The following is a 25299-nucleotide window of genomic DNA, read 5'->3' on the forward strand; positions in this document are numbered from 1 at the left end:
TATGGAACAATTTTAAGGAGATGTTAGTATGCAAAAGGTAGATGCAATCATAGTAGGTGGAGGCCCTTGTGGTTTAGCTGCTGCGATTGAACTACAAAATATTGGTTTAACACCAATTGTGATAGAAAAAGGGAATGTCGTCAATGCGATTTACAATTACCCGACGCATCAAACGTTTTTTAGTACAAGTGAAAAGTTAGCTATAGGTGATGTGCCATTTATTATTGAACAGCGTAAACCAAAACGAAATCAAGCCCTTGTGTATTATCGCGAAGTGGTAAAGTCAAAAAAAATTCGAGTAAATAGTTTTGAATTGGTGAATTGTGTAGAAAAACAAGGGGACACATTTACTGTAAAAACAGATAAAGAAACGTATGAAACGCCGTATGTAGTTATTGCAACCGGCTATTATGATCACCCAAATTATTTAAATATTGCAGGTGAAACTCTATCGAAAGTGCATCATTATTTCAAAGAGGCACATGAGTTTTTTGATTTAAATGTATTAGTCATTGGTGGTAAAAATTCTGCGATTGATGCAGCTTTAGAATTAAATAAGGCCGGTGCGCATGTAACGGTGGTGTACCGTGGAGAAGAATATTCACCAAGCATTAAGCCATGGGTATTACCCGAATTTTTAGGTCTCGTGCGTGACGGAGAAATTTCGATGCAGTTTAACACAATTGTTAAAGAAATCCGTGAACACGAGGTTGTAATAGAAATTGATGGCAATGAACAAATGATTGCAAACGATACGGTGTTTGCAATGACGGGGTATCATCCAGACCATAGTTTTATTCGTGCAATGGGAGTTGAAATCGACGATGAAACTGGACGCCCTACGTTTGATTTAGATACGATGGAAACAAATGTTAAAAATTTATTTATTGCAGGCGTAATTGCAGCAGGAAATAACGCCAATGAAATATTTATTGAAAATGGACGCTTCCACGGGGGCATGATCGCCGAAAAAATTGCACAGCAAATGAAATAAGAGGTGGATACATTGAAGAAAAAAGTAGTATTAATTACGACAGGTGGAACAATTGCAAGTACACGCAATGATAAAAATAAATTAGAGTCGGGCAAGCTGGATGGCAATGCGATTTTATCGATGTGTCAGCTTGAAGATGAAATTGATATTGAACTCATCGATTTGTTTCAAATTCCATCAATGCATATGACTTTTGAAAACTTAAATCATTTAAATGCAACAATTCAAAAATTATTTCAAGATAAAACAGTGAGTGGCATTGTTGTAACACATGGTACAGATAGCTTAGAAGAAACAGCATATTTTTTAGAGCTAACGATTGATGATGAGCGCCCGATTATTGTGACGGGTTCACAAAAGGCACCTGGCGATATTGGTACAGATGTTTATTCGAACTTACGTAACTCATTATTAGTAGCTACTAGTGATGAAGCGAAGAATATCGGGACATGTGTTGTTTTTAATGAAAAGATTATTCATTCTAAATATGTGAAAAAGGTTCACTCTTCAAGTATTAATGGCTTTGGTGCGATTGGTTATGGGATGCTTGGCTATATTGATAATGATGAAGTCATTATTTATCAAAAGCCTACGCATAAAGAGGCATATGCGATTCAAGAAAATTATCCAAAAGTTGAAATCGTACTTGCGTATTTAGGGGCAAGCTCAATTATGTTAGATGCTTTATATAATGCAGATGTAGAAGGGATTGTCCTTGTTGGGGCAGGGCGCGGACAGATTACGCCAGATATGACAAGTGCGATTGAAAAGCTATGTCAAAAGGGAACGAAAGTCGTGCTCACAACGTCGACAGAAGAAGGACGTGTATTCCCAACATATGACTACTATGGTAGTGCCAACAATTTAAAAGATAAGGGTGTAGTAATGGGTGGCGATTTCGATCCGAAAAAAGCACGCTTAAAGTTATTGTTGATGCTAGCAAACGGCAACACAAACTTTGATTCATTTATGCATTAATGAAAAAACTCGGCATACAGTTCAAAGTAGCCGAGTTTTTTTACATAAATGAAGTGATAAAATATGACCACACTTTCCCTCGCTGAATTAAATAGTGTTATAATTGTAATAGTTGATTTTTGAGGAAAGGAGCCGGCGACATGTTCATAATTTTATCTGCAGCGATTGCGCCGGGTCTGGCTCTGTTAAGTTTTTTTTATTTACGAAACCAAATGGACACCGAACCAAGACGAGCGCTCTTGCATGCTTTTATTTTTGGCGCGATAATTACATTTCCTGTGTTGTTCATACAATTTGTATTAGCAGAAGAGCAAACGTTTAGTAATCCGTTTTTTATTAATGTCATTTTTACGAGTATATTAGAGGAATTGGTGAAATGGCTTATAATTTTTGCGGTAATTTTACGTCATGTAGAATTTGATGATCCCTATGATGGCATTTTGTTTGGGGCTGCTGTTTCACTTGGATTTGCTACGGTGGAAAATGTTATTTTTTTATTGTCATTTGGTGTAGACCAAGCATTTATGCGGGCAATGCTTCCTGTTTCGAGCCATGCCTTATTTGGTGTGGTGATGGGTTATTATTATGGGAAGGGAAAATTTTCGAGCGATGAAATTCAAAAGAAATTTATTTTTCTCGCATTGTTTGCACCAGTGGGCTTACATATCATGTATAACTCGATTTTAATGCTAGAGGGTAGTTTTATTTATGCAATGTTGCCGTTTATGTTATTTTTATGGTGGTTTGCATTACGTAAAGTAAAATTGGCGCACGAACATTTAATTGAACATTTGTCGAAAAAATTTTAACAATAATAATAGCTAAGAGGTTATGTGAAGTAAATCACATAGCCTCTTTTTTGCTGAATTGGAAATAATAAAAACTTCAGATAGCTCACTTCTAAATGCAATTTCACTTTGTAGTTTTTGAGTATGTATAATCTAAGATTTTTTTTCCATCCTATGTAAAAAAGGAGTGGAAGATGTGAAAAAGATTGCGTTATTAGGCATGCTTTTCGTTGTAGTGTTTGCACCAACGAGCTCGGCATTTACAAATCAAGAAATTCAGCGCGGTGCATTTGGAGATGATGTTATCGAATTGCAGGCGAGATTGCAATATATCGGATTTTACCATGGCGAGCTTGATGGCAAGTTTGGTTATGGTACCTACTGGGCGCTACGTAATTTCCAGGAGCAGTACGGATTGCCGATTGATGGAATTGCAGGACAGGCAACAAAGAAAAAACTTGTAAACAATTCTGATTATGATGAGGAATATGTGAAAAAGCAAATAAGGTTAGGAAATCGTTTTACGTATTACGGTGGTATCCCTCTAGATCAGCAAGTAAAAGATGGGGGCGGTTCTGGCAGTTCGAATTCTTCGACATCGATGCAGCTACCTCCTGGATATACGGAGCAAGATTTGCAAATATTGGCGAACGCGGTATATGGTGAGGCGCGTGGTGAGCCATATGAGGGTCAAGTCGCTGTTGCAGCAGTTATATTAAATCGCTTAGAGTCACCTGAATTCCCAGATACGATTTCTGAAATTATTTTTCAGCCGTTAGCGTTTACAGCGGTAGCAGACGGGCAAATATGGCTAACACCAAATGAACGTGCAAAACAAGCGGTATTAGATGCGATTAATGGCTGGGATCCGTCAGAAAACGCACTGTATTACTTCAATCCGAAAACAGCAACGAGTAAATGGATTTGGACAAGGCAACAAATAAAACAAATAGGCGAGCATATTTTTTGCGTGTAAATAGGAGAGAATATGAAAAATTTAACATACTTATTAGGATTGTTTGTCGTTATTTTAGCCTTTGTTGCAGTTGATTTTTACAATCAAAATAAACAGTTAGAGCGTGCAGTATATGCGACGCAATCACGTGATTTTTCGGCAACTACTGAAAAATTATCAATCCTTCATACAGCTGTTGAGCAATCGCTACTGTTTCAAGACGAAAAAACATTAGCAACGGAACTCGATTCGATTTGGCGTATGAGTAGTGATCTTCGAAAATCTGTTGCGAATCTACCTTTGCAACCAGACGTTCAAAACGAATGGATGCGTTACTTGGGGAAAATAGGTGATAGTGCAAAGCAAGCGACGAATAAAGGCACATACGAGGATTGGCAAAAAAGTATGACGACAGTCGCATCGAATTTACATGCATTTGCAGAAGAATGGAATATTGCGACCGTTGCTTTTTATAATAACGATGGAGATTTACAAAAATGGACGAACAATCAAACCCTAGAACTTAGTGACTCTCCATTTGTTAATGTCTCCAAACAATTGAAATCATATAATGAAACAGATTTCCCTCTAACAGCAAGTGAGTCAGATTATGAAAAAAAGCGAGATTTACAGCATTTAAAGGAACAAAAAATTACAAAAGATCAAGCTGTCGAAACGTTTAAAAAATATTTTCCTCATATTGATGATGCGATTGTGACCATCTCGAAAAGTAAGGACGATGCCCCTTATCCTTTCTATCACATTCAATTTGTGCGTGGTTCACGGATTGGATATGCGGATATTACCGAGAAAGGCGGTCATTTATTATCTTTTCTAATGGAACGCCCCGTCACAAAAGAACGGAAATCACATGAAGAAATATTAAATACTGCGAAAAACTTTATGCAGAATGTTGGCTACAGTGACGTCACATTAAGCGAGTCTCGTGAAAATCATGAAGCATGGCATTTTGTTTTTACACGTACGCTAGAAGATAATTCACTTGTTTATCCAGATAGCATTCAAGTAAAGGTTGCAAAAGATACGGGTGAAATATTTGGTGTGAACGCAATGGAGTACATTCAGGAAGAAAAGATCCCAACTCAAGGTGAGATTCCAATCCAATGGGATGCCTTCTTTGCAGATAATGTAGTAGTCGAAGAAACGAAGAAAATCTATACGACGAATGCAACACTTGATCTTCGAAAATGCTATGAAGTCATTGCACGTTTGAAAACAGATCAAAATGACACATATCGAATGGTTATAGATACCGAAACGCATGAAGTGATAAAAATTGAAAAAGTTCATTAAGAATATTGAAAAAACTATTTGCATCCTATGGCTAAAATCCTAATCCCATGAGATAATAGCATTTATTATGGTACAGGCGGGGAGAGGCAAATGGAGCTGAAAATTGGAACTCAACTTACATTGGAACCAACATACACAGAACGTGTTGAAAAATTCCGTTGTCGCGTTGTAGAAACAAAAGACAATATCATTTTTATTGATTATCCAATTAATGTTGAAACAAAAAAGACGTCTTTCTTAATTGATGGCGCACAATTTCGAGTTGTTTTTAATACAGAAACAAAAGAAAGTTATTCTTTTAATACAGAAGTCTTAGGGCGTAGAGCTGGTAATGTGCATATGATTATACTTTCGTGTCCACCTAAAGAGGACTTTCTTAAAATTCAACGTCGTGAATATGTTCGTGTTGAAACACCAGTCGATGTTGCGATTGATTTTAAAGGGAGTAAATATCAATTTGTCGCCGAAGATATTAGTGCTGGTGGGATAGCAATTCACCTTAAAACCCCAGTTGATTTCACAGAAGGCGACGAAGTTCAAGCATTAGTCGTATTGCCATTTACTAATGGTGAAATTCGATATGTCGAAACGGAGGCGGTCATTGTCCGAATTTTTGAACGTGATGGCTTTCAAATTGCTTCAATCAGCTTTACTGATACCGATGATGTGGATAAGCAGCATATTGTTCGATTCTGTTTTGAACGCCAAGTATTGATTCGTAAAAAAGAATTAAATGAGCTATAAAAAATCTGAAAACGCACTTTGAAGTTCTATTTTCAAAGTGCGTTTTTTCATGAAATAGAACGTAAAAATCGAATATCTATTTCCTATTATGTTACAATATCAACGGAAAGTAGGGATTAATTTATGGCAAAAAAAATTCAAATTGCAATTGATGGTCCAGCAGGGGCAGGGAAAAGCACAATTGCAAAAATTGTAGCAGAAGCACTTCAATTTACGTATATTGACACAGGGGCAATGTATCGAGCAGTAACGTATAAAGCATTGAACGAAAACATACAATTACATGACGCACAAGCAATCGAATCAATGCTAAATCATACAACAATCGCATTACAACCTTCAGAACAAGGGCAATTAGTGTTTGTAGATGGTGAAGACGTTTCGCAGGCCATTCGTTCAAACGATGTAACTTCAAATGTTTCTGAAGTGGCAGCACATGCGAATATTCGTGAAATATTAGTTGCTATGCAGCAAAAATTAGCAGCAAATGGCGGCGTTGTAATGGATGGCCGAGATATTGCAACACATGTATTAAAAGATGCAGAGCTTAAAATTTTCATGTCAGCTACCGTTGAAGAACGTGCGCGTCGTCGTTTCCTAGACAATGAACGTCGTGGAATTGAGTCGACAATTGAATTGTTACAACAGGAAATTGCATTACGTGATAAGTTGGATAGTGAACGTGAAGCATCTCCATTAATTCAAGCAGAAGATGCGTTATTTTTAGACACAACGAATTTATCAATTGATGAAGCTGCACAAGAAATTTTAAAGTTAGCGCAAGCAAAAATGTAAGATTTTTTTAGGTCAATCCAACACAGGAACATGAAATTTCTGAAAATAAAGGGATATTTTTTGTTTTTGTAGAACTTTTCGAATAAAATAAAAAGTGGAATATGCGAAGGAGGGTTACATATGTCTGAGGAAATGAATTTAGGGTCAAACCAGCTGTTTCAAGAAGGAGATATTGTAAAAGGTGTTGCTGAGCAAGTAGATGAGAAGTCAGTAACGGTTTCAATTGAAGGAGCACCTTTCGACGGAATTATACCGATTAGCGAACTTTCAAGCTTACACATTGAAAAAGCTTCTGATTTAATCTCAGTTGGCGAACAACTGGATTTAATGATTACAAAAGTTGAAGAAGGAAATTTTGTGTTATCGAAGCGAAAAGTCGACGCGATTCAAGCGTGGGATCAGCTGGAAGTGAAATTTCAATCTGGTGAAGTCTTCGATGCAGAAGTAAAAGATGTTGTAAAAGGCGGGCTTGTTGTAGATTTAGGCGTGCGCGGCTTCGTTCCAGCTTCACTTGTTGAAGATTATTTTGTTGAAAACTTTGATGATTACAAAGGAAAAACATTAAGCTTTAAGATTACTGAATTAGATAAGGAAAAAGGTCGTTTAATTTTATCGCATCGTGTTGTAGTAGAACAACAAAAAGCTTCCAAAAAGCAGCAAGTGATTGATACTATTAAAGAAGGCGACGTTTTAGAAGGGACAGTTCAACGTCTTGCAAACTTCGGTGCATTCATCGATTTAGGTGGTGTAGATGGATTAGTCCATATTTCACAAGTGGCACATGAGCATGTAGATAATGTTTCCTCTGTACTTTCTGAGGGGCAAGCGGTAAAAGTGAAGGTTCTTTCAGTTGATCCTGCAAACGAGCGTATTTCGCTGTCGATTAAAGATACGCTACCGGGACCATGGACAGAAATCGAAGATAAAGCTGCAAAAGGCTCGGTTATTTCAGGTACGGTAAAGCGCATAGTGACATTTGGAGCATTCGTTGAAGTATTTCCGGGTGTTGAAGGACTTGTACACATTTCACAAATTGCGCATAAGCACATTAATACACCACATGAGGCATTAAAAGAAGGCCAAGTGGTAGAAGTAAAGGTACTTGAAGTAAACGAAGCAGAGAAACGCTTAGCATTAAGTATTAAAGCGCTACAAGAAGCACCAGAAAGTGAAGAAGACTTCGATTACGAGTTACCGGAAGAAAACACTGGCTTCTCATTTAGTGATGTTATTGGCGACCAATTAAAAGGCTTTAATAAAAAATAAAAGAATATAATAATGAAATAATCACACAACCTTTCTCGCATTAGAGGGAGGTTGTATTTTTTTATGGATGAGAAACTAGACTACAATTCAGTTATGCGGTACACCACAAATTGCTACGTGAAACATTACGCGGACAAGTGCCCGTTTGTTTCAAAACCAAATGCATTTCGAATAGTGTGAAAAAATGATATAATGGATAAATTCGTGTATAATACAAGAAGATAGAGTTTGGAAGGATGAAGTACAGATGACAAAACCAGTAATCGCCATCGTAGGACGTCCGAACGTAGGGAAGTCGACAATTTTTAACCGAATCGTCGGCGAGCGTGTATCCATCGTGGAAGATATTCCAGGAGTAACACGTGACCGTATTTATAGTTCGGCTGATTGGCTAGCACATGAATTCAACATTATTGATACAGGCGGGATTGAAATTGGGGACGAGCCATTTTTAGAGCAAATTCGTCAACAAGCAGAGATCGCCATTGAAGAAGCAGACGTGATTATTTTCATGACAAATGGTCGTGAAGGTGTTACTGCAGCAGATGAGCAAGTAGCAAAAATTTTATATAAAACTAAAAAACCTGTTGTCTTAGGGGTCAATAAAATCGATAACCCAGATATGCGTCATATGATTTATGATTTCTATTCATTAGGTTTCGGTGAGCCTTGGCCAATTTCAGGTTCACATGGCTTAGGTTTAGGGGATTTATTAGATGAATGTGCAAAACACTTCCCACAACCAGATGAAGAGCAATATGATGAAGATACGATTAAATTCTCATTAATCGGTCGACCAAATGTTGGTAAATCTTCGTTAGTTAATGCCTTCTTAGGGCAGGATCGCGTAATCGTAAGTGATATTCAAGGAACAACGCGTGATGCAATCGACTCACCGTATTCTTTTGAAGATCAAGATTATGTAATTATTGACACGGCAGGGATGCGTAAAAAAGGGAAAGTGTATGAATCTACTGAAAAATATTCGGTATTACGTGCATTACGTGCAATCGAACGTTCAGACGTTGTATTAGTTGTTCTGAATGCCGATGAAGGAATTCAAGAACAGGACAAAAAAATTGCTGGTTACGCGCATGAAGCGGGTAAAGCGGTCATTATCGTAGTGAACAAATGGGATGCTATCGAAAAAGATGAAAAAACGATGAACTTCTATACAGAACAAATTCGTGAGCATTTCTTATTCTTAGATTATGCACCAATCGTATTCGTATCAGCGAAAACAAAACAGCGTGTCCGTAATATCCTACCAATCATCAAACGTGTAAGTGAAAATCATGCAATGCGTATTCAATCATCGATATTAAATGAAGTTATTGAAGACTCTGTTGCACGTAATCCTGCGCCAACAGACAAAGGTCGTCGCTTACGTATTTACTATGCAACACAAGTGGCGATTAAACCACCAACATTTGTTGTATTCGTAAATGAACCAGAAATGATGCACTTCTCATATGAGCGCTTCTTAGAAAACCGAATCCGTGAAACATTCGATTTCGAAGGAACACCAATTCGGTTAATTTCACGTGCTCGTGATTAATAAATGTGGCCTTCCAAAAAGTGTTTACCTTTCGGAAAGTACCAATTACATGTATTAATAATCCGTTGGAGACGGTGCTTCTAGGGTGGTCAGAAAAATTGATCGAATGCTAGAAGCGTCACATCGTGTGACAACGCATTCGTGACCAGTATCGTGCTGGCCTCCAACCTAGGAGCAAAGGGAATGTCCCGGAATTACTTCTCGGGCATTCCCTTTTCTTTCATAATGAAATTTGACTTAAAGATATCTGACAATAAAACTTTGAGTGAAATTGGGGGTTTTAAAATGGAAAATGTAGTAGTTTTAGGGGCAGGCTCTTGGGGAACTGCACTGGCAATTGTATTAGCTGAAAATGGCCATAATACGTTAATTTGGTCGCATCGTGAAGATCAGGCAAATGAAATTAATACGATGCATACAAACAAAAAATATTTGCCAAATACCGTATTGCCGGAATCATTAAGTGCAACAAGTGATTTACAGGTAGCGGCTCAACATGGCTCGACAATTGTTATGGCAGTTCCTACTAAGGGGATTCGTGAAGTTTGTGGTAATATTTCGCAATATTTGGAACAGCAAGCGCTATTTGTACATGTATCTAAAGGAATCGAACCAGATTCATTAATGCGCATTTCAGAATTAATGGAAGAAAGCTTAGCGGCACATGCGGTGAGTGATATCGTTGTTTTATCAGGACCATCACATGCAGAAGAGGTTGTATTACAGCATCCGACGACTGTAACAGCGGCATGCAAAAACTTAGCGGCTGCTGAAAAAGTGCAAGACTTATTTATGAACCAATATTTCCGAGTATACACAAACGATGATGTTGTAGGGGTAGAAATAGGGGGCGCATTGAAAAACGTAATTGCGTTAGCTGCAGGGATGACAGATGGCTTGGACTTTGGTGACAACGCGAAAGCCGCATTAATTACACGTGGATTAGCGGAAATTACACGTCTTGGTGTCAAAATGGGTGGTAATCCGTTTACGTTTGCTGGACTTACAGGTATGGGAGACTTAATCGTTACTTGTACAAGTGTGCACTCACGTAACTGGCGTGCAGGAAATATGTTAGGTAAAGGTATGAAGCTTGACCAAGTACTCGAAGAAATGGGTATGGTAGTTGAAGGTGTGCGTACTACTAAAGCAGCGCATCAATTAGCGATGAAATACGAGGTATCCATGCCGATTACCTCTGCACTTTATGATGTTTTATTTAAAGACATGGAACCAAAAGCATTAGTCGATTCATTAATGATTCGTACGAAAAAAAGAGAAATAGACGAAATGAGCTAATTCATAATAGCTTGCAATGAACGTGAAAAATTTAATAATTTGTCACAAATCGGGAGGTAACATTAGGTGCTTCCTGTATTTTTTTGCCTAAAAAGGCTATAATTATTTGCGGGATAGAGTGAAACTTTGTTCGGTGGGGGTTTTCCTCATCACAACGAGCATTAGCCTTCACCAATCGGGCTTTTAGGGACAGAGAAACACTCGCTAATTGTCTTGTTTTGAAGTGGACCTTAGTGAGGGATATACGTGAAATTAACAGGAAGGCGGTTTTAATGTTGCAACATCTTATGCAAATGAGCCCATCGGTATATGTATTAGCATCAGCACGTGGTCCGTTAGCAAGTATGCACGCACTTGATGTCATGTGGGTCTCGTTTTACTCAATCGGCTTATTGCTTGTTTCGTTATTAATAATTTCGGCCGTTCGTAAATGGGTACATAATGCTTTATTATCTTTTCTTTTGAAATTAGTCGCGTATGTTATGTTTTTTATCGGAACATTATTAATGGTGCTTGTCATATTAACATGGCCAAACTAATGAAAGAGGGATACATATGAAAAAGTTATCGAAATGTTTTGTTGTTTTATCATTTGTTGTAGTATTGCTAGCAGGTTGTGGCTCACCGGCAAATTTTGATCAGTCGAGTTTGCGTCCTGATATTGATATGCTTGCGGGTGTACAACGTGCAGTTGAAGAATATCAAAAGGATACGGGCGTGTTACCGATAAAAACGCGAGATGAAGATACAGATACTTTCATTAAATACTTAATTGATTTTGATAAGCTCGTGCCCAAATATATTGGTTCTCCTCCAGCGAATTCCTATGAAAAAGGCGGTATTTTTCAATATATGATTTGGGATGCGGAGAATAATCCGACCGTCAAATTAGTGGATTTACGTACACCAGAGCGCATGCGTGAGATTAATATTCGTTTCCATGCGGCCGAGTATCCGCAGTTTAAAGATAAGGTTCAAGAACATGTATACACGATCAATTATGAGAACATTGGTTTTGAAGACGAGAAAACGGTAAATAGCCCCTATTCAAACAACCAATTGCCATTTATCGTAACAGCTGAAGGGGATATTTATGTCGATTATTCCATCGATTTATATAATTATATGAAAGATAATAATCTAACTGCGAAGCCAGGTGATGACATTCGTGAGCTATTGGTAGATAATTTCCCAGTAGTGCCGGCATACTCATTACCGTATACAGTGGATGAAAATAATGAGCCGATTATTGTCTATGATCCTCTCAAAAAATAAATTGTAAAATCTCGCACTGTACGTGCGGGATTTTTTCATAGTATGGACGTTCAATTCATATGGTGTTAGTGAGCATTTTTGCAGTTTTTGATTTCGCTTAAAGAGGAGGCAGTGCAATTAGCGATCAAATTTTCCAACAGTTGGCACAACGGACAAACGGTGATTTGTATATTGGGGTAGTGGGACCTGTTCGAGTAGGGAAGTCGACATTTGTGAAAAAGGTAATGGAGAATGTTATATTACCGAATATTGATAATGCAGAAGACCGGATGCGCGCAATGGATGAATTACCTCAAAGTTCGCCGGGGCCGGTTATTATGACGTCTGAGCCGAAATTTGTTCCTGCACAGGGAACAACGGTTACATTTGGACAAAGTGCAATTCCAATGCGTGTGCGACTTGTAGATTGTGTAGGGTATGTTATTGACGGTGCGAAAGGTTATGAAGATGAGTCAGGTCCAAAATATGTCCAAACACCATGGCATAATGAAGCAATCGCGTTTCAAGAAGCGGCCAAAATTGGTACGGATAAAGTAATTAGAGATCATGCAAATATCGGTATTGTAATTACTGCGGACGGTACAGTAAATGGCATGAGTCGTGCGGCTGCTCAAAAAGCCGAAGAAGAAATTATCGGGCAGCTAACGGATATTGGCAAGCCGTTTGTCATTGTTTTAAACAGTAACACGCCAAATAGTATGGAAGCACAAACAATCCGCAAGCAATTAGCGGAGACGTATGAAGTACCGGTTATTGCGACATCTATTACAAATATGCAATTAGAGGATATTATGCATGTCCTTGAAGAAGCGCTATTTGAATTTCCAGTTAAAGAAATACAAGTAGAAAAGCCAGATTGGTTAGATGTACTTGATAACGATCACGAAATTAATGAAACACTTTCATTTGCAAGTGCTCAGCTGCAAGATGATTTTATGAAAATTCGTGATGTTGAAGAAGCAAGTGCGATTTTACAACAAATTGATTTTGTCGAAAGCTGTTCAGTGGAGGCAATTGATCCTGGGTTAGGTGTTGCGACTTTACGTGTAACGCTCTACAATGACATTTATAAGGACGTATGTAAACAATGGCTTGAAAAACCAGTAGATTCAAAAAAGGATTGGCTGTTATTTATTAAAGAAGCTTCAGAAGCTAAAAGTGCGCAGCAGCGTTTCCGCAATGCGATTGAAGAAGCTAAGGGTAGTGGCTACGGTGTGACATTACCAATGATGGATGAATTTGATCCGAGTGAGCCAGAACTGATTTCTCAAAATAATTTTTATGGCGTGCGCATGAAAGCCGTTGCGCCGTCTTACCACATTATTCGAATCGACATGGAAGCTGAGTTTGCACCATTAATTGGTTCGGAATTTCATAGCCAGCATTTGCTGAAGGATTTACAGCATGCGTATTCATATGACCGAAATGCGCTTTGGCAAACGCAATTATTTGGAACGCCATTACATGAGGTGCTGACAGAAAGTATTCGCTATAAGATGAAAGGCGTACCAGAACATGCTAAAAATCGTATGCGTTTAATGCTTGAACGAATGATTAATGAAGGTGAACGCGGCTTGATTACGTTTATCATCTAACGTGTTTTAGCAAAAAATCTAGTTATTCCCTCTGGCGGTTGTTACAGATTTTAGTAGGAGCTTTATTGTGGTGGTCAGCCTAAAAACATCACATTCTGTGATAAAGGCTGACTGATTCACGTACTGTGACCCTACGCTTAAAAATCTGAACGCAATTACGCCGAGGCGCAATGAATAAAAATAGGGTATAAAGAGAATAGTAATACCTGTGCAGGATAGCTCACTTTCTAGGTGATTTGTCCTGTAATTTATGTTTTTATGTAAAAAAAGTTAATTTATCAGTAAAACATGAATGAATTCAGTTGCGTAGCGGTTTTCAGTGTGTTACTCTTTTTACAGGATTTGATTCATGACCCTTTGAGAGGAGGTGAATGGTGTGAATAAAACAGAATTAGTAAACTCTGTTGCTGAAGCTGCAGGTCTTTCTAAAAAAGATGCTTCTAAAGCAGTTGAAGCTGTATTTGATACAATTCAAGATGCTCTTGCAAAGGGTGACAAAGTACAATTAATCGGTTTTGGTAACTTCGAAGTACGTGAACGTGCGGCTCGCAAAGGTCGTAACCCACAAACTGGTTTAGAAATCGAAATCGCTGCTTCAAAAGTACCTGCTTTTAAGCCAGGTAAAGCACTTAAAGACGCTGTAAAATAATTCAGCCTCTAGAGTTACATAGAGTAGTCCTCAGTTTACTTGAGGACTACTCTTTTTTCGTATGCAGCAGAAATAACCGACAATAAATATAGAATTGTAGTATTATTTTGAACGTAAAGCATTTTTCTACATTAACTATGATAAAAATAGAAGAACTGTTTTGAACTTAAGCGCCATATGTGCTACGATTCAAGGGTATGTTTAAAGTTAATAAATAAATAAACATGGAATAAAAATGTAAGTTTTCATATTCAATAATACATAAAACGTTTTGGTTTGTAGGAGGAACTTTTTTCATGACAAATGTCGATTTAAAGAAGATTGAAGAAGCAGTAAAAATGATTTTAGAAGCAGTTGGTGAAGATGTTGATCGTGAAGGGTTACTAGATACGCCAAAACGTGTTTCAAAGATGTATGCAGAAATGTTTAGTGGTTTAAACGAAGACCCGCGAGAATTTTTTAGCACTGTATTCCATGAAGACCATGAAGAATTTGTCTTAGTAAAAGATATCGCATTCCATTCAATGTGCGAGCATCATTTAGTTCCGTTTTACGGAAAGGCACATGTGGCATATATTCCAAAAGACGGTAAAGTAGCGGGTTTAAGTAAGCTAGGTCGCTGTGTGGAGTCTGTTGCACGCCGCCCTCAATTACAAGAGCGTATCACTTCTACTGTAGCCGATACAATTATGGAAATGCTTGATCCAAAAGGTGTATATGTTGTTGTGGAAGCAGAGCATATGTGTATGACGATGCGTGGACTAAAAAAACCAGGTGCTAAAACAGTAACAGCTGTTGCACGTGGTTTGTATGAAACAGACGATGTAAAACGTAATGAAGTCATTACGTTCATTCAAATGAATTAATTAAATTAATATATGGTATGATAAGAAAAACACGTTTCGCACAAAATAGTGCAAAATGATGTCTGATCTTATGTGGAATCAATAAAAATTAATATTTTTTATCCACTAGAAAAAGAATTTGAGATGTGGGGAGAACGAAACAATGGCACAACCAGATTATATTATTATTGAAGCTGAAGAAGATGGCGTACATGTAATTGGTTTAACTCGTGGCACAGATACTAAGTTTCACCATTCTGAAAAATTAGACGCAGGTGAAGTGATGATTGCGCAATTTACAGAGCATACGTCAGCGATGAAAATTCGCGGTAAAGCGAAAATTCATTCAGTACATGGTGTCGTACAAAGTAAAAAATAATCAAATACGATTTAGTATTTGAAGCTTGAAAACAGTGAAATGGAGTAATTTCTATGAGTGCAACATCTATTACACAAGCCATCAATACGTTACAATCAAATATTTTACAGCATGTTCATCATAGAGCATTACTACAAAATGTTGGACAACCTACATTGCAACAAGAGCAACTATTTTTCATTCAATTTCCATTTCTAAACGAAACGCCAATGAATGATGAGCAAATGAAAAGTGCGGTTGCTGTAGGGGTTGTGCATGCATCGCTATTAGAGCATGAAAATGTAAAAGAAACCGAGAGCACAAGCAAACAACAGCAACTAACTGTCCTTTCGGGTGATTATTATAGTGGGCGTTATTATCAAATATTAGCTCACACAGGTAATATCGCATTAATTCAAAAACTTTCGCAGGGTATCGTAGAGCGTTGTGAGCATCAAGTCCGTATTTACGAGCAGTCTCACACATTAGAAGATTGGATTGACAGCCTGACCGTGATTGAAAGTAAATTGATCGAGCAATTTTATGTGGTATACAACTTTACAGCATATATTGAGCTCATGAAACAATCGTTAACAGTCATTCGATTACAAAAAGAGCTGAATACGTTGCAACAAGGGCAATTTGGCTTTTTGTATAAAGCATTTTTGCTAGATGGGCAAGCGTTTTCACGCGATGCTTTAATTGAGGCGTTGCAACAGCAAATACAGCAGCGTAGTGAGCAATTGCAAGAGCTGCTAAACAAAACAAAAATTGATGAAGAGCTTAAGCTGACAATCGCGAAACTGATTGCGATTTAGTGATACAAGGAAGGTTTTGAAAAAATGGAAAAAACGAAAGAACAGCGAGTTCATGAAGTGTTTGAAAATATTTCAGACAGCTACGATAAAATGAATTCCGTAATTAGTTTCCAAATGCATATTGGCTGGCGTGATGATACGATGAAGCGTATGGACGTAAAAAAGGGTTCTAAATGCTTAGACATATGCTGTGGTACTGCCGACTGGACAATCGCCCTAGCAAAAGCAGTTGGCGAAGAAGGTACGGTAAAGGGACTAGATTTCAGTGAAAACATGTTAAAGGTCGGAAAAGAAAAAACGGCCAATATGAAAAACGTGGAGCTAATTCATGGTAATGCGATGGAACTACCATTTGAGGATAATACATTTGACTATGTAACAATCGGTTTTGGCTTACGAAATGTACCAGATTATATGCAAGTATTACGCGAAATGAATCGTGTCGTAAAACCAGGTGGCATGGTTGTATGTTTAGAAACATCGCAATCTGAAATTCCAGGATATCGTCAGTTATTCCGTTTTTACTTTAAATACATTATGCCGATTTTCGGAAAGCTATTTGCCAAAAGCTATAAGGAGTATTCTTGGTTACAAGAATCAGCAGATGATTTTCCAGGTATGAAAAAGCTAGCGCAAATGTTTAAAGAAGCGGGCTTACAAAGTGTGACGTATAAACCATATAGCGGTGGGGCAGCTGCTATGCATATGGGCTTTAAAAAGAAATAATAGTGGGAGTAGGTTTTGACGCGTGGAAAAGATGAAACTAAAAATGCTATATGCGGATATTAAATCAGATATAGAAATCATCGAAAACGAATTAGAACAAGCGTTGAATTCATCTTCACACATATTGAATAATGCCTCTATTTATTTACTACAAGGCGGCGGAAAGCGTATTCGCCCTGTATTTGTGTTACTAAGTGCAAAGTTTGGCGACTATAATATTGAGCGAATGAAAAATATCGCCGTACCATTAGAATTGATTCATATGGGGTCATTAGTGCATGATGATGTCATTGATGATTCAGATATGCGTCGTGGACGTGAAACAGTGAAGTCACAGTACAATAACCGTGTTGCGATGTATACAGGTAACTTTATTTTCGGTAAAGCATTGCAATATGTTACAGATATTGAAGATCCACGTGTGCATCGGATTTTAGCAGAAACGATGGTAGAGTTAGTAAATGGAGAGGTTATTCAAATCGAGGATAAGTTTCGTTTAGATCAACATTTGAAAGATTATTTCCGTCGCATTAAGCGTAAAACAGCGTTATTAATAGAATCAAGTTGCGAGCTAGGAGCAGTGGTTAGTGGAGCTGATGAAAAAACAATTCGTCACTTAAAACGCTACGGCTATTTTGTAGGAATGAGTTTCCAAATTGTTGACGATATTTTAGATTTCACTGCAACCGACAAGCAATTAGGGAAGCCTGCTGGAAGCGACTTGCTACAGGGAAATGTAACATTACCGATTCTATTAATGAAGGATGATCCGCAGTTGGTTCCATACTTAGAAAAGGTAGCATCACATGGATTAACTGAACAGGAGCGGCTAGAAATGCTAGCACTTGTTCGTAAATCGGCTGCTATAAAAGAGGCAACGAAAATTAGTAACCTTTACTTACAAAAAGCATTAAGAGAAGTAGAGGCATTACCAAATCATCCAATGAAGAAAAAACTGCGTGATATCGCGCTTTACATGGGTAAAAGAAAATCGTAAAATATTTGAGCAAATTTCGGCATTACTCTAATATTTGTTGCAGTTTTAGTGCGGTTTTGGTAATATTTATCGGTAGGTGTAAAACCCTTTACTCAAATTTAAGGAGTGTTTAATAATGGCAATCGAAAAAACTTTTTTAATGGTTAAACCTGATGGCGTTGAACGTCAAGTAGTTGGAGATATCGTAGACCGCTTTGAGCGTCGTGGTTTCGAATTACGTGGAGCAAAATTAATGGTAGCTTCTCGTGAGTTAGCTGAAGCACACTATGCTGAGCATGCTGAGCGTCCATTCTTCGGTGAATTAGTAGACTTCATCACTTCTGGCCCAGTATTTGGTATGGTTTGGGAAGGCGAAAACGTAATCCAATTAGCTCGTATCATGATGGGTGCAACTAAACCTGAAGATTCAAACCCAGGTACAATCCGCGGTGACTACGCTGTAACTTTATCTCACAACGTAATCCACGGTTCTGACTCTTTAGCTTCTGCTGAACGCGAAATCGGTTTATGGTTCCCAGAAGGTTTAGCTGAATAATCTAACCTATTCAAAAGCTATCACTTTAAGTGGTGGCTTTTTTCTTATTTATTGCAACGAATAATCTCAAATAATGCTATAATGTATCTGAATAATTGAACTAATTTCGATATATAACGTAAATAGTAGTAAAGGAGAGAATAATACATGTTATGGGTAATGATTATGGTAATCGCGGTTGTTGGAATTTTAACAGATACATATACTAAAAATAAAAAAATAGAACTAAAGCGATTAGACAAGGAAATCCAATTAGAGAAACTACGTCTAGAAAATTTTGATAAAGAGACAGAGAAGATGAAGCTAGAATTAGATTATACAAAGCAGCAGTTGTTAGAAACGAAACCACCATATAATAGTTTAGAAAAGTAAAGCAATAGATAAGGGAGTGTATTATTACTTATGGAAGCTATTATTATTTTGTCTATAATTTTTGGTTCAGGTGCTTTAATTGCCTTAACTGCTATTTTGACTGCGCATAAAAGATCTAGTTTAAAGCTACAAATCAAGATGCTGGAAACGGAAACGCAACTTGAGCAAATTCGTATGGAAAGCTATCAACTAGAAACAGAAAAAATGCGTTTAGAGCTCGAACATTCTAAACAACTTCTACTCGAAACTCGTAATGACTAAATCAATTACGCCTGGCGTAATTGCGTCCAGATTTTTTTCAAGCGCGGGGCCACAGGACGTGGGTCAGTCAGCCGTTGTCACACGACGTGACGTCTTTAGGCTGACTTCCTCTTTAAAACTCCATTAAAAAATCTGTGACATCCGCCGAGGATGAATCAAGTCAAATATACAATCCCTATTTCAGAATTTGGGATAATCGGCTATAATAGGCTTACGAAATATGAGGGGAAAGATGAAACAATGTCAGATTATGAACAATTTATAGATGGCATTAAGCGTAAAACGGGCATCGATTTAGCTCTTTATAAGGAAGCGCAAATGAAACGCCGATTAACTTCGCTTTATGAAAAGAAAGGTTTTAAAAACTTTGTTGAATTTTTAAATGTGTTAGAAAAAGATCGTGATTTAATGAATGAGTTTTTAGACCGTATGACAATTAACGTATCTGAGTTTTATCGTAATGGCAAGCGCTGGGAAGTGTTGCAGAATAAAATTTTCCCTATGCTCCTACAGACGAATAAGCGTCCTAAAATTTGGAGTGCTGCTTGTTCAACAGGTGAAGAGCCATATAGTTTAGCGATGGTGTTATCACATCATATACCATTATCTCAAGTAGGTATATTAGCAACAGATTTAGATGAGAATGTGATTCAAAAGGCTAAGCTGGGTCTTTATCCGGAGCGTTCATTAGCAGAGGTTCCAAAAGATGTACAAGCCAAGTACTTCGAAAAAGAAGGCCAATTTTATAAAGTAAAAGATGAAATTAAACGAACAGTTACATTTAAAAAACATAATTTATTAAAAGATAACTACGAATCGAATTTTGATTTAATCGTTTGTCGTAATGTCATGATATACTTTACGGAAGAAGCGAAAGATCAAATATATGAAAACTTTAGTAAAGCGCTACGTCCTGGTGGGATTTTATTCGTAGGTTCTACGGAGCAAATTTTCAATCCAGCACGCTATGGCTTTGAAGTAGAAGATACATTCTTTTATCGAAAAAAATAACCGTTATTTTATTTTGTATGTCGTGAAAGCAGAACGTCAAATTGAATTTTGAGGCTCAAATTAATGCGCTTTTCGTACAATCACGAAAGGCGTATTTTTGTTTTCAGTCAATAATAATTCAATGATTTGCTTTTCCGTGCATTATTTTTTAAGTAAAACGTTCAGAATATTCTAAAACAGTAAACGTATTTATGGAAAGGCTACTGCTATTTCAAATAAAATATGTTATAGTGAAAAATACATACTTTAGCGAGTTGAAGGGAGAAAGTGTTTTTATGCGTTATTTAACAGCAGGTGAGTCACATGGACCACAATTAACGACAATTATTGAGGGGTTGCCTTCACTTTTACCAGTTACTGCAGAGAAGATTAATTATGATTTAAAACGTCGCCAAGGAGGACATGGCCGTGGACGACGTATGCAAATTGAAACAGATACAGTGGAAATCGTGTCAGGTGTACGTCACGGTAAAACGCTAGGTTCCCCAGTGGCATTAGTTGTAACAAATGATGATTGGAAACACTGGACAAAAATAATGGGAGCTGAGGAGCTTCCGGAAGACATCGATCCAAACGAAATCAAGCGTCAAATTTCTCGCCCACGTCCAGGACATGCCGACTTAGTTGGTGGCATGAAGTATGGACACCGCGATTTACGTAATGTACTTGAGCGTTCAAGCGCGCGTGAAACAACGGTACGTGTAGCAGTTGGTTCGGTTGCCAAAGCATTATTAAATGAATTAGGTATCTCAATTGTTGCGCATGTAACAGAAATTGTTGGCATTAAAGCGGATACGGCACTTTTAGAAGGGAAATCAGCAGATGAAATTCGTGCAATTGTAGAAGAAGATCCGTGCTATTGTGTGGACCCAGAGGCTTCAGCAAAAATGGTAGAAGCGATTGACGATGCAAAAAAAGCAGGTGACTCTATCGGTGGCGTTGTAGAAGTAATCGTAGAAGGTTTACCAGCTGGTATCGGTTCGTACGTACATTATGACCGCAAATTAGATGCAAAGCTTGCAGCAGCCATGTTAAGCATTAACGCATTCAAAGGTGTGGAATTTGGAATTGGCTTTGAAATGGCACGCAAAAAAGGTTCGGAAGTTCATGATGAAATTTTGTGGGATGAAGAAAATGGTTATACGCGTGCAACAAATCGCTTAGGCGGTTTAGAAGGTGGTATGACAACAGGTATGCCTATCATCGTGCGCGGCGTGATGAAACCAATCCCTACACTATATAAACCATTACAAAGTGTAGATATCGAAACAAAAGAGCCGTTTAAAGCGAGTGTAGAGCGTTCAGATAGCTGTGCAGTTCCAGCAGCATCAATTGTGGCAGAGCATGTTATTGCCTGGGAAATAGCCAATGCCATCGTTGAACAGTTCCACAGTGATCAATTACCGCAATTAAAGGCGCAGCTAGACGCAATGCGTGCGTACACGAAGGAGTATTAATATGAAAATTCCAGTTCGTGCTGCATCCCATTCTTATGCTGTTACGATTGGGAAAGGCATATTAAACGAAGCGGTCACGTCTTTACAGGATGAGTTCGCAAAGGCAGATAAAATAATTGTATTAACAGACGAAAACGTATGGGCAGCGCAGCAAGGTTATTTTGAAGCGAATTTCCCACATGCGTTTCAAGTGATGGTTATGCCAGCCGGCGAAACGTGCAAAACATTTGATAATTACAACGCCGTTCAAACGTTTTTATTAGAAAAGAAATGTACACGTAAATCGTTGGTTATTGCCTTTGGTGGAGGTGCAGTTGGTGATTTAGCTGGCTTTGTCGCTGCAACGTATATGCGCGGGATTCCGTTCATTCAAGTGCCGACTACCATTTTAGCGCATGACTCTGCAGTTGGTGGTAAAACAGCTATCAATCACGTGCTTGGGAAAAATATGATCGGCGCGTTTTATCAGCCAGTAGCCGTTGTTTATGATACGAACTTTTTGCTAACGTTAAGTGAAAAAGAAGTGCGTTCGGGTATGGCGGAGGTAATTAAGCATGCATTAATTTCTGATGCGCAATGGGTAGAGGAACTGCTTGAAGGGGAGCATGTAACAGAGCTTCCTGAAGAACTACTGGCAAATTATTTAGCACATGGCGTGCAAGTAAAAGCAAATATCGTTGAGCAAGATGAAACCGAGCAATCTGTGCGTAAGTTTTTAAATTTAGGCCATACATACGGGCATGCGATTGAAGCAGCTGCTGGCTATGGCCGCGTAGCACATGGTGAAGCAGTGATGATTGGTTTAGTATATTGCTTATTATTAAGTGAGCGTTACGGCAAAATCAACCATGCGTTTACGAAGCGTTTCTTACATTTTGCTCAGGAAAATGGCTATCCATTTGCAGCGGTGCATGACTTTACATTTGAACAGTTAACAGAGTACTTAATGAAAGACAAAAAAGCAGATTACGGACAATTACAGTTTGTGTTATTGGAAACAATCGGCAAGCCATTTGTTCAAAAAGTAGATATTATGGAATGCGAAGAAATAGATGAGCAATTTAGACAGTTACTAGCGGAGGTGCAAGCATGATTCGAGGAGTACGCGGTGCGATTACAATTTCAGAAGACAAAGCGGAATATGTTTGGGACGAAACAGCAAGACTTGTCAAAGAGGTCGCACAAAGAAATAATATCGCACCTGAAGATATTGCATCGGTAACAATTTCAACTACCCCAGATATTCATTCAGCTTTCCCTGCAAAGTCAGTACGCTCGATGGAAGGCTGGCAGTATGTACCGATTATGTGCATGCACGAAATGGATGTACCAGGTGCGCTTCCATTATGTATTCGTGTATTATTACATGTAAATACTGAAACAGCGCAAAAAGACATCCTTCATGTATATTTAGAAGATGCTGTGAAACTACGACCAGATTTAGTGAAATAGGTTAGTTAGAGGAGACGTTGACAATGAAGTGGAAACAACAATTATTCGATATGAAGGCTTATAAACCAGGCAAGCCGATTGACGAAGTAAAAAAAGAATTTGGATTAGACGAAGTGGTAAAATTAGCATCAAATGAAAATCCATTTGGTAGTTCACCAAGAGTAAAAGCATTTTTACAATGTGATGAATCGAACCATGCCATTTATCCAGATGGCTATGCGCAAAATTTACGTACAGATTTAGCAAACTTTTATGGTGTTGCTGAAAATGAATTAATTTTAGGGAATGGCTCAGATGATTTAATCGCCATTATTACACGTGCGCTACTTTACCCAGGTGTCAATACAGTCATGGCGGACCTATCATTCTCTCAATACTGGCATAATGCTGAAATTGAAGGAGCAGAAGTGCGTAAAGTACCAATGAAAGAAGGCGTGCACGATTTAGATGCGATGCTTGAAGCAATCGATGATCAAACGTCGGTCGTATGGGTATGTAATCCGAATAACCCAACAGGAACTCTTGTATCTGATGAAGCATTAAGTGCCTTTTTAGCAAAAGTGCCAAGCGATGTATTTGTTGTATTAGATGAGGCGTACATTGAATATGTGAACGATCCGTCTTATAAAGATACCCTTCATTATTTCCGTGACTATAACAACCTAATTTTATTACGTACGTTCTCAAAAGCATATGGCCTTGCCTCATTCCGTGTTGGTTATGGTATTGCACAAGCAGAAGTAATTGCAAAGCTTGATCCAGTCCGCGCGCCGTTTAATAATACAATTTTAAGTCAAAAGGTCGCACAAATTGCCTTAGCAGACCAAGATTTTATCGCAAGTTGCCGTGTGCAAAATGACAATGGAAAAAAACAATATGAGGCATTTTGTGAAAAGCATGGCTTAAATTACTTCCCATCTCAAACGAACTTCGTAATGTTTGAAATTAAGGCAGATAGTGAAGTAGTGTTCAAAGAGTTGTTGAAGCGCGGCTTTATTATTCGTAGTGGGGCGGCACTTGGTCTGGATGGTTATATCCGTGTCACAATCGGTACAGAGGCGCAAAACTCGAAGTTTTTACAACAGCTTGAAGAAGTATTAACGGAACAAGGAGTTTTCGCATGACTCGTAATGTTTTCGTAATCGGACTTGGGCTAATTGGAGGATCTGTTGCATTAGCTCTACAAAAAGCGCCGCATACGAAGGTGTTTGGCTACGACTACCATGAACAGACAAGACAATTAGCTAGCACATTACAGGTGGTACATGAAGTTGTAGAAGACCCAGCTGAATTTGCCAAAGAGGCCGATGTAATTATTTTTGGAACACCAGTGAATAATACACTTGATTTTATGGAACAGTTAAAAACATGGAATTTAAAAAAGAGTGTAATTATTACCGACACAGGTAGTACGAAGGCGCAAATTATGGAAAAGGCGCTTGAATTGCGTGAAATGGGCATTACGTTTATTGGTGGACATCCAATGGCCGGTTCACACAAAAGCGGGATTAGCGCAGCAAAGCCCTATTTACTTGAAAATGCCTATTATATGTTAACGCCAAATGAAGGCGAAGAAATCGAAAAGCTTGCAGCACTCGATAGCTTGCTGAAATTTACATTAGGGAAAATGGTCGTTGTTGATGCAAAAGCGCATGATCATATGACTGCAGTTGTCAGCCATTTTCCGCATATTATTGCGGCATCACTTGTGCATCAGTTAAATTTTGAAAAGAAGGCATATCCGATGACATCTTCCCTTGCGGCAGGTGGTTTCCGTGATATTACAAGGATTGCTTCATCAAACCCAGCGCTATGGCGTGATATTACGATACAAAACCGTAAAGAGCTTGTTGGTCAATTGGATACGTGGTTGAACGAAATGGGCCGTGTCCGTGATATTTTAGATGCAGGTGACGCAAAAGCGGTTGAAGCTTACTTTAGCGAAGCACGTGATGTGCGTGATAAATTACCCGTTGCTAATGGTGCGTTATATATGCCTTATGATTTATATGTGGATATCCCTGACTATCCAGGTATTATTTCAGAGGTGACAGGCTATTTAGCAGAAGATAATATTAGCATTACGAATATTCGCATTGTAGAAACACGCGTTGACATATTCGGGATTTTAGTCATTAGTTTCCAAACAAATGATGACCGAGAACGTGCAGCAAAGTGTATTGAACACAAAGCAAATTTTGAAACGTATATTTCATAATAACAACATCTCGCTTTTACGAAAGGCGAGATGTATTTT

Annotated in this window: 28 protein-coding genes; all 28 read left to right on the forward strand. The window is 38.2% G+C overall.

The genetic code is table 11. The features are described 5' to 3' along the window. Positions 1-28: 28 nt before the first annotated feature. The 28 genes from O7776_RS05965 to O7776_RS06100 all read left to right on the forward strand — a co-directional run bounded on the left by O7776_RS05965 (position 29) and on the right by O7776_RS06100 (position 25260). Positions 29-994: a YpdA family putative bacillithiol disulfide reductase gene (locus O7776_RS05965; RefSeq protein ID WP_274309691.1), complete on the forward strand. Its 966-nt coding sequence runs from the start codon at positions 29-31 to the stop codon at positions 992-994. 12 nt (positions 995-1006) lie between these two features. Then, the gene (locus O7776_RS05970; protein WP_274309692.1) at positions 1007-1972 is read left to right on the forward strand and encodes an asparaginase; all 966 of its coding nucleotides are present in this window, start codon (positions 1007-1009) and stop codon (positions 1970-1972) included. Positions 1973-2112: 140 nt separating this feature from the next. After that, positions 2113-2781 carry a glutamic-type intramembrane protease PrsW gene (prsW, locus tag O7776_RS05975; protein WP_274309693.1) on the forward strand — a complete coding sequence of 223 codons (669 nt, stop codon included), beginning with the start codon at positions 2113-2115 and terminating at the stop codon, positions 2779-2781. A gap of 199 nt (positions 2782-2980) precedes the next feature. After that, positions 2981-3736 carry a spore cortex-lytic enzyme gene (gene sleB, locus O7776_RS05980; RefSeq protein ID WP_274310451.1) on the forward strand — a complete coding sequence of 252 codons (756 nt, stop codon included), beginning with the start codon at positions 2981-2983 and terminating at the stop codon, positions 3734-3736. Positions 3737-3748: 12 nt separating this feature from the next. After that, positions 3749-5029, forward strand: coding sequence for a PepSY1/2 domain-containing protein (locus tag O7776_RS05985; RefSeq protein ID WP_274309694.1), 1281 nt, complete (start codon positions 3749-3751; stop codon positions 5027-5029). A 90-nt stretch (positions 5030-5119) separates the two neighbouring features. Next, positions 5120-5773, forward strand: coding sequence for a flagellar brake protein (locus tag O7776_RS05990; RefSeq protein ID WP_274309695.1), 654 nt, complete (start codon positions 5120-5122; stop codon positions 5771-5773). Positions 5774-5896: 123 nt separating this feature from the next. After that, positions 5897-6568 (forward strand): (d)CMP kinase, encoded by a 672-nt coding sequence (cmk, locus tag O7776_RS05995; RefSeq protein ID WP_274309696.1) that lies wholly within the window; start codon positions 5897-5899, stop codon positions 6566-6568. Positions 6569-6688: 120 nt separating this feature from the next. Continuing rightward, the gene (gene rpsA / locus O7776_RS06000) at positions 6689-7834 is read left to right on the forward strand and encodes a 30S ribosomal protein S1 (protein WP_274309697.1); all 1146 of its coding nucleotides are present in this window, start codon (positions 6689-6691) and stop codon (positions 7832-7834) included. 247 nt (positions 7835-8081) lie between these two features. After that, positions 8082-9392 carry a ribosome biogenesis GTPase Der gene (der, locus tag O7776_RS06005; protein WP_274309698.1) on the forward strand — a complete coding sequence of 437 codons (1311 nt, stop codon included), beginning with the start codon at positions 8082-8084 and terminating at the stop codon, positions 9390-9392. A 285-nt stretch (positions 9393-9677) separates the two neighbouring features. Continuing rightward, positions 9678-10691, forward strand: coding sequence for an NAD(P)H-dependent glycerol-3-phosphate dehydrogenase (locus O7776_RS06010; protein WP_274309699.1), 1014 nt, complete (start codon positions 9678-9680; stop codon positions 10689-10691). A 272-nt stretch (positions 10692-10963) separates the two neighbouring features. Continuing rightward, entirely contained in the window at positions 10964-11230 is a 267-nt protein-coding gene (locus tag O7776_RS06015) for a DUF2768 domain-containing protein (RefSeq protein WP_241368255.1), read from the forward strand. 16 nt (positions 11231-11246) lie between these two features. Then, positions 11247-11966: a hypothetical protein gene (locus O7776_RS06020; RefSeq protein WP_274309700.1), complete on the forward strand. Its 720-nt coding sequence runs from the start codon at positions 11247-11249 to the stop codon at positions 11964-11966. A 128-nt stretch (positions 11967-12094) separates the two neighbouring features. Next, entirely contained in the window at positions 12095-13561 is a 1467-nt protein-coding gene (gene spoIVA / locus O7776_RS06025; RefSeq protein WP_337999465.1) for a stage IV sporulation protein A, read from the forward strand. A 376-nt stretch (positions 13562-13937) separates the two neighbouring features. Further along, positions 13938-14210 (forward strand): HU family DNA-binding protein, encoded by a 273-nt coding sequence (locus O7776_RS06030; RefSeq protein WP_241368257.1) that lies wholly within the window; start codon positions 13938-13940, stop codon positions 14208-14210. Between the two features lie 296 nt (positions 14211-14506). Beyond that, complete coding sequence (folE, locus tag O7776_RS06035; protein WP_241368258.1) at positions 14507-15076, forward strand: GTP cyclohydrolase I FolE; 570 nt, start codon at positions 14507-14509, stop codon at positions 15074-15076. 142 nt (positions 15077-15218) lie between these two features. Further along, a complete protein-coding gene (gene mtrB, locus O7776_RS06040; RefSeq protein ID WP_241368259.1) occupies positions 15219-15434 on the forward strand; it encodes a trp RNA-binding attenuation protein MtrB in 216 nt (71 codons plus the stop codon). A 53-nt stretch (positions 15435-15487) separates the two neighbouring features. After that, positions 15488-16231 carry a heptaprenyl diphosphate synthase component 1 gene (locus O7776_RS06045; RefSeq protein ID WP_274309701.1) on the forward strand — a complete coding sequence of 248 codons (744 nt, stop codon included), beginning with the start codon at positions 15488-15490 and terminating at the stop codon, positions 16229-16231. A 24-nt stretch (positions 16232-16255) separates the two neighbouring features. Continuing rightward, positions 16256-16957 carry a demethylmenaquinone methyltransferase gene (locus O7776_RS06050; RefSeq protein ID WP_274309702.1) on the forward strand — a complete coding sequence of 234 codons (702 nt, stop codon included), beginning with the start codon at positions 16256-16258 and terminating at the stop codon, positions 16955-16957. A gap of 22 nt (positions 16958-16979) precedes the next feature. Further along, positions 16980-17954 carry a heptaprenyl diphosphate synthase component II gene (gene hepT, locus O7776_RS06055; RefSeq protein WP_274309703.1) on the forward strand — a complete coding sequence of 325 codons (975 nt, stop codon included), beginning with the start codon at positions 16980-16982 and terminating at the stop codon, positions 17952-17954. Positions 17955-18069: 115 nt separating this feature from the next. Next, on the forward strand, positions 18070-18489 hold the full coding sequence (ndk, locus tag O7776_RS06060) for a nucleoside-diphosphate kinase (RefSeq protein WP_241368263.1): 420 nt from the start codon (positions 18070-18072) through the stop codon (positions 18487-18489). Positions 18490-18636: 147 nt separating this feature from the next. After that, entirely contained in the window at positions 18637-18861 is a 225-nt protein-coding gene (locus tag O7776_RS06065; RefSeq protein ID WP_274309704.1) for a hypothetical protein, read from the forward strand. Between the two features lie 30 nt (positions 18862-18891). Next, positions 18892-19122 (forward strand): hypothetical protein, encoded by a 231-nt coding sequence (locus tag O7776_RS06070; RefSeq protein ID WP_274309705.1) that lies wholly within the window; start codon positions 18892-18894, stop codon positions 19120-19122. A gap of 240 nt (positions 19123-19362) precedes the next feature. Next, entirely contained in the window at positions 19363-20133 is a 771-nt protein-coding gene (locus O7776_RS06075; RefSeq protein ID WP_274310453.1) for a CheR family methyltransferase, read from the forward strand. Positions 20134-20408: 275 nt separating this feature from the next. Further along, on the forward strand, positions 20409-21590 hold the full coding sequence (gene aroC / locus O7776_RS06080; RefSeq protein ID WP_274309706.1) for a chorismate synthase: 1182 nt from the start codon (positions 20409-20411) through the stop codon (positions 21588-21590). Between the two features lies 1 nt (position 21591). Beyond that, positions 21592-22683, forward strand: coding sequence for a 3-dehydroquinate synthase (gene aroB, locus O7776_RS06085; RefSeq protein ID WP_274309707.1), 1092 nt, complete (start codon positions 21592-21594; stop codon positions 22681-22683). After that, complete coding sequence (gene aroH, locus O7776_RS06090; protein WP_274309708.1) at positions 22680-23042, forward strand: chorismate mutase; 363 nt, start codon at positions 22680-22682, stop codon at positions 23040-23042. The genes aroB and aroH overlap by 4 nt, the downstream gene beginning before the upstream one ends. A 23-nt stretch (positions 23043-23065) precedes the next feature. Next, entirely contained in the window at positions 23066-24166 is a 1101-nt protein-coding gene (hisC, locus tag O7776_RS06095) for a histidinol-phosphate transaminase (RefSeq protein WP_274309709.1), read from the forward strand. Beyond that, positions 24163-25260 carry a prephenate dehydrogenase gene (locus O7776_RS06100; protein WP_274309710.1) on the forward strand — a complete coding sequence of 366 codons (1098 nt, stop codon included), beginning with the start codon at positions 24163-24165 and terminating at the stop codon, positions 25258-25260. Before hisC ends, O7776_RS06100 begins: the two co-directional genes overlap by 4 nt. Positions 25261-25299 lie beyond the last annotated feature (39 nt).

Source organism: Solibacillus daqui (assembly GCF_028747805.1).
GTDB lineage: Bacteria > Bacillota > Bacilli > Bacillales_A > Planococcaceae > Solibacillus > Solibacillus daqui.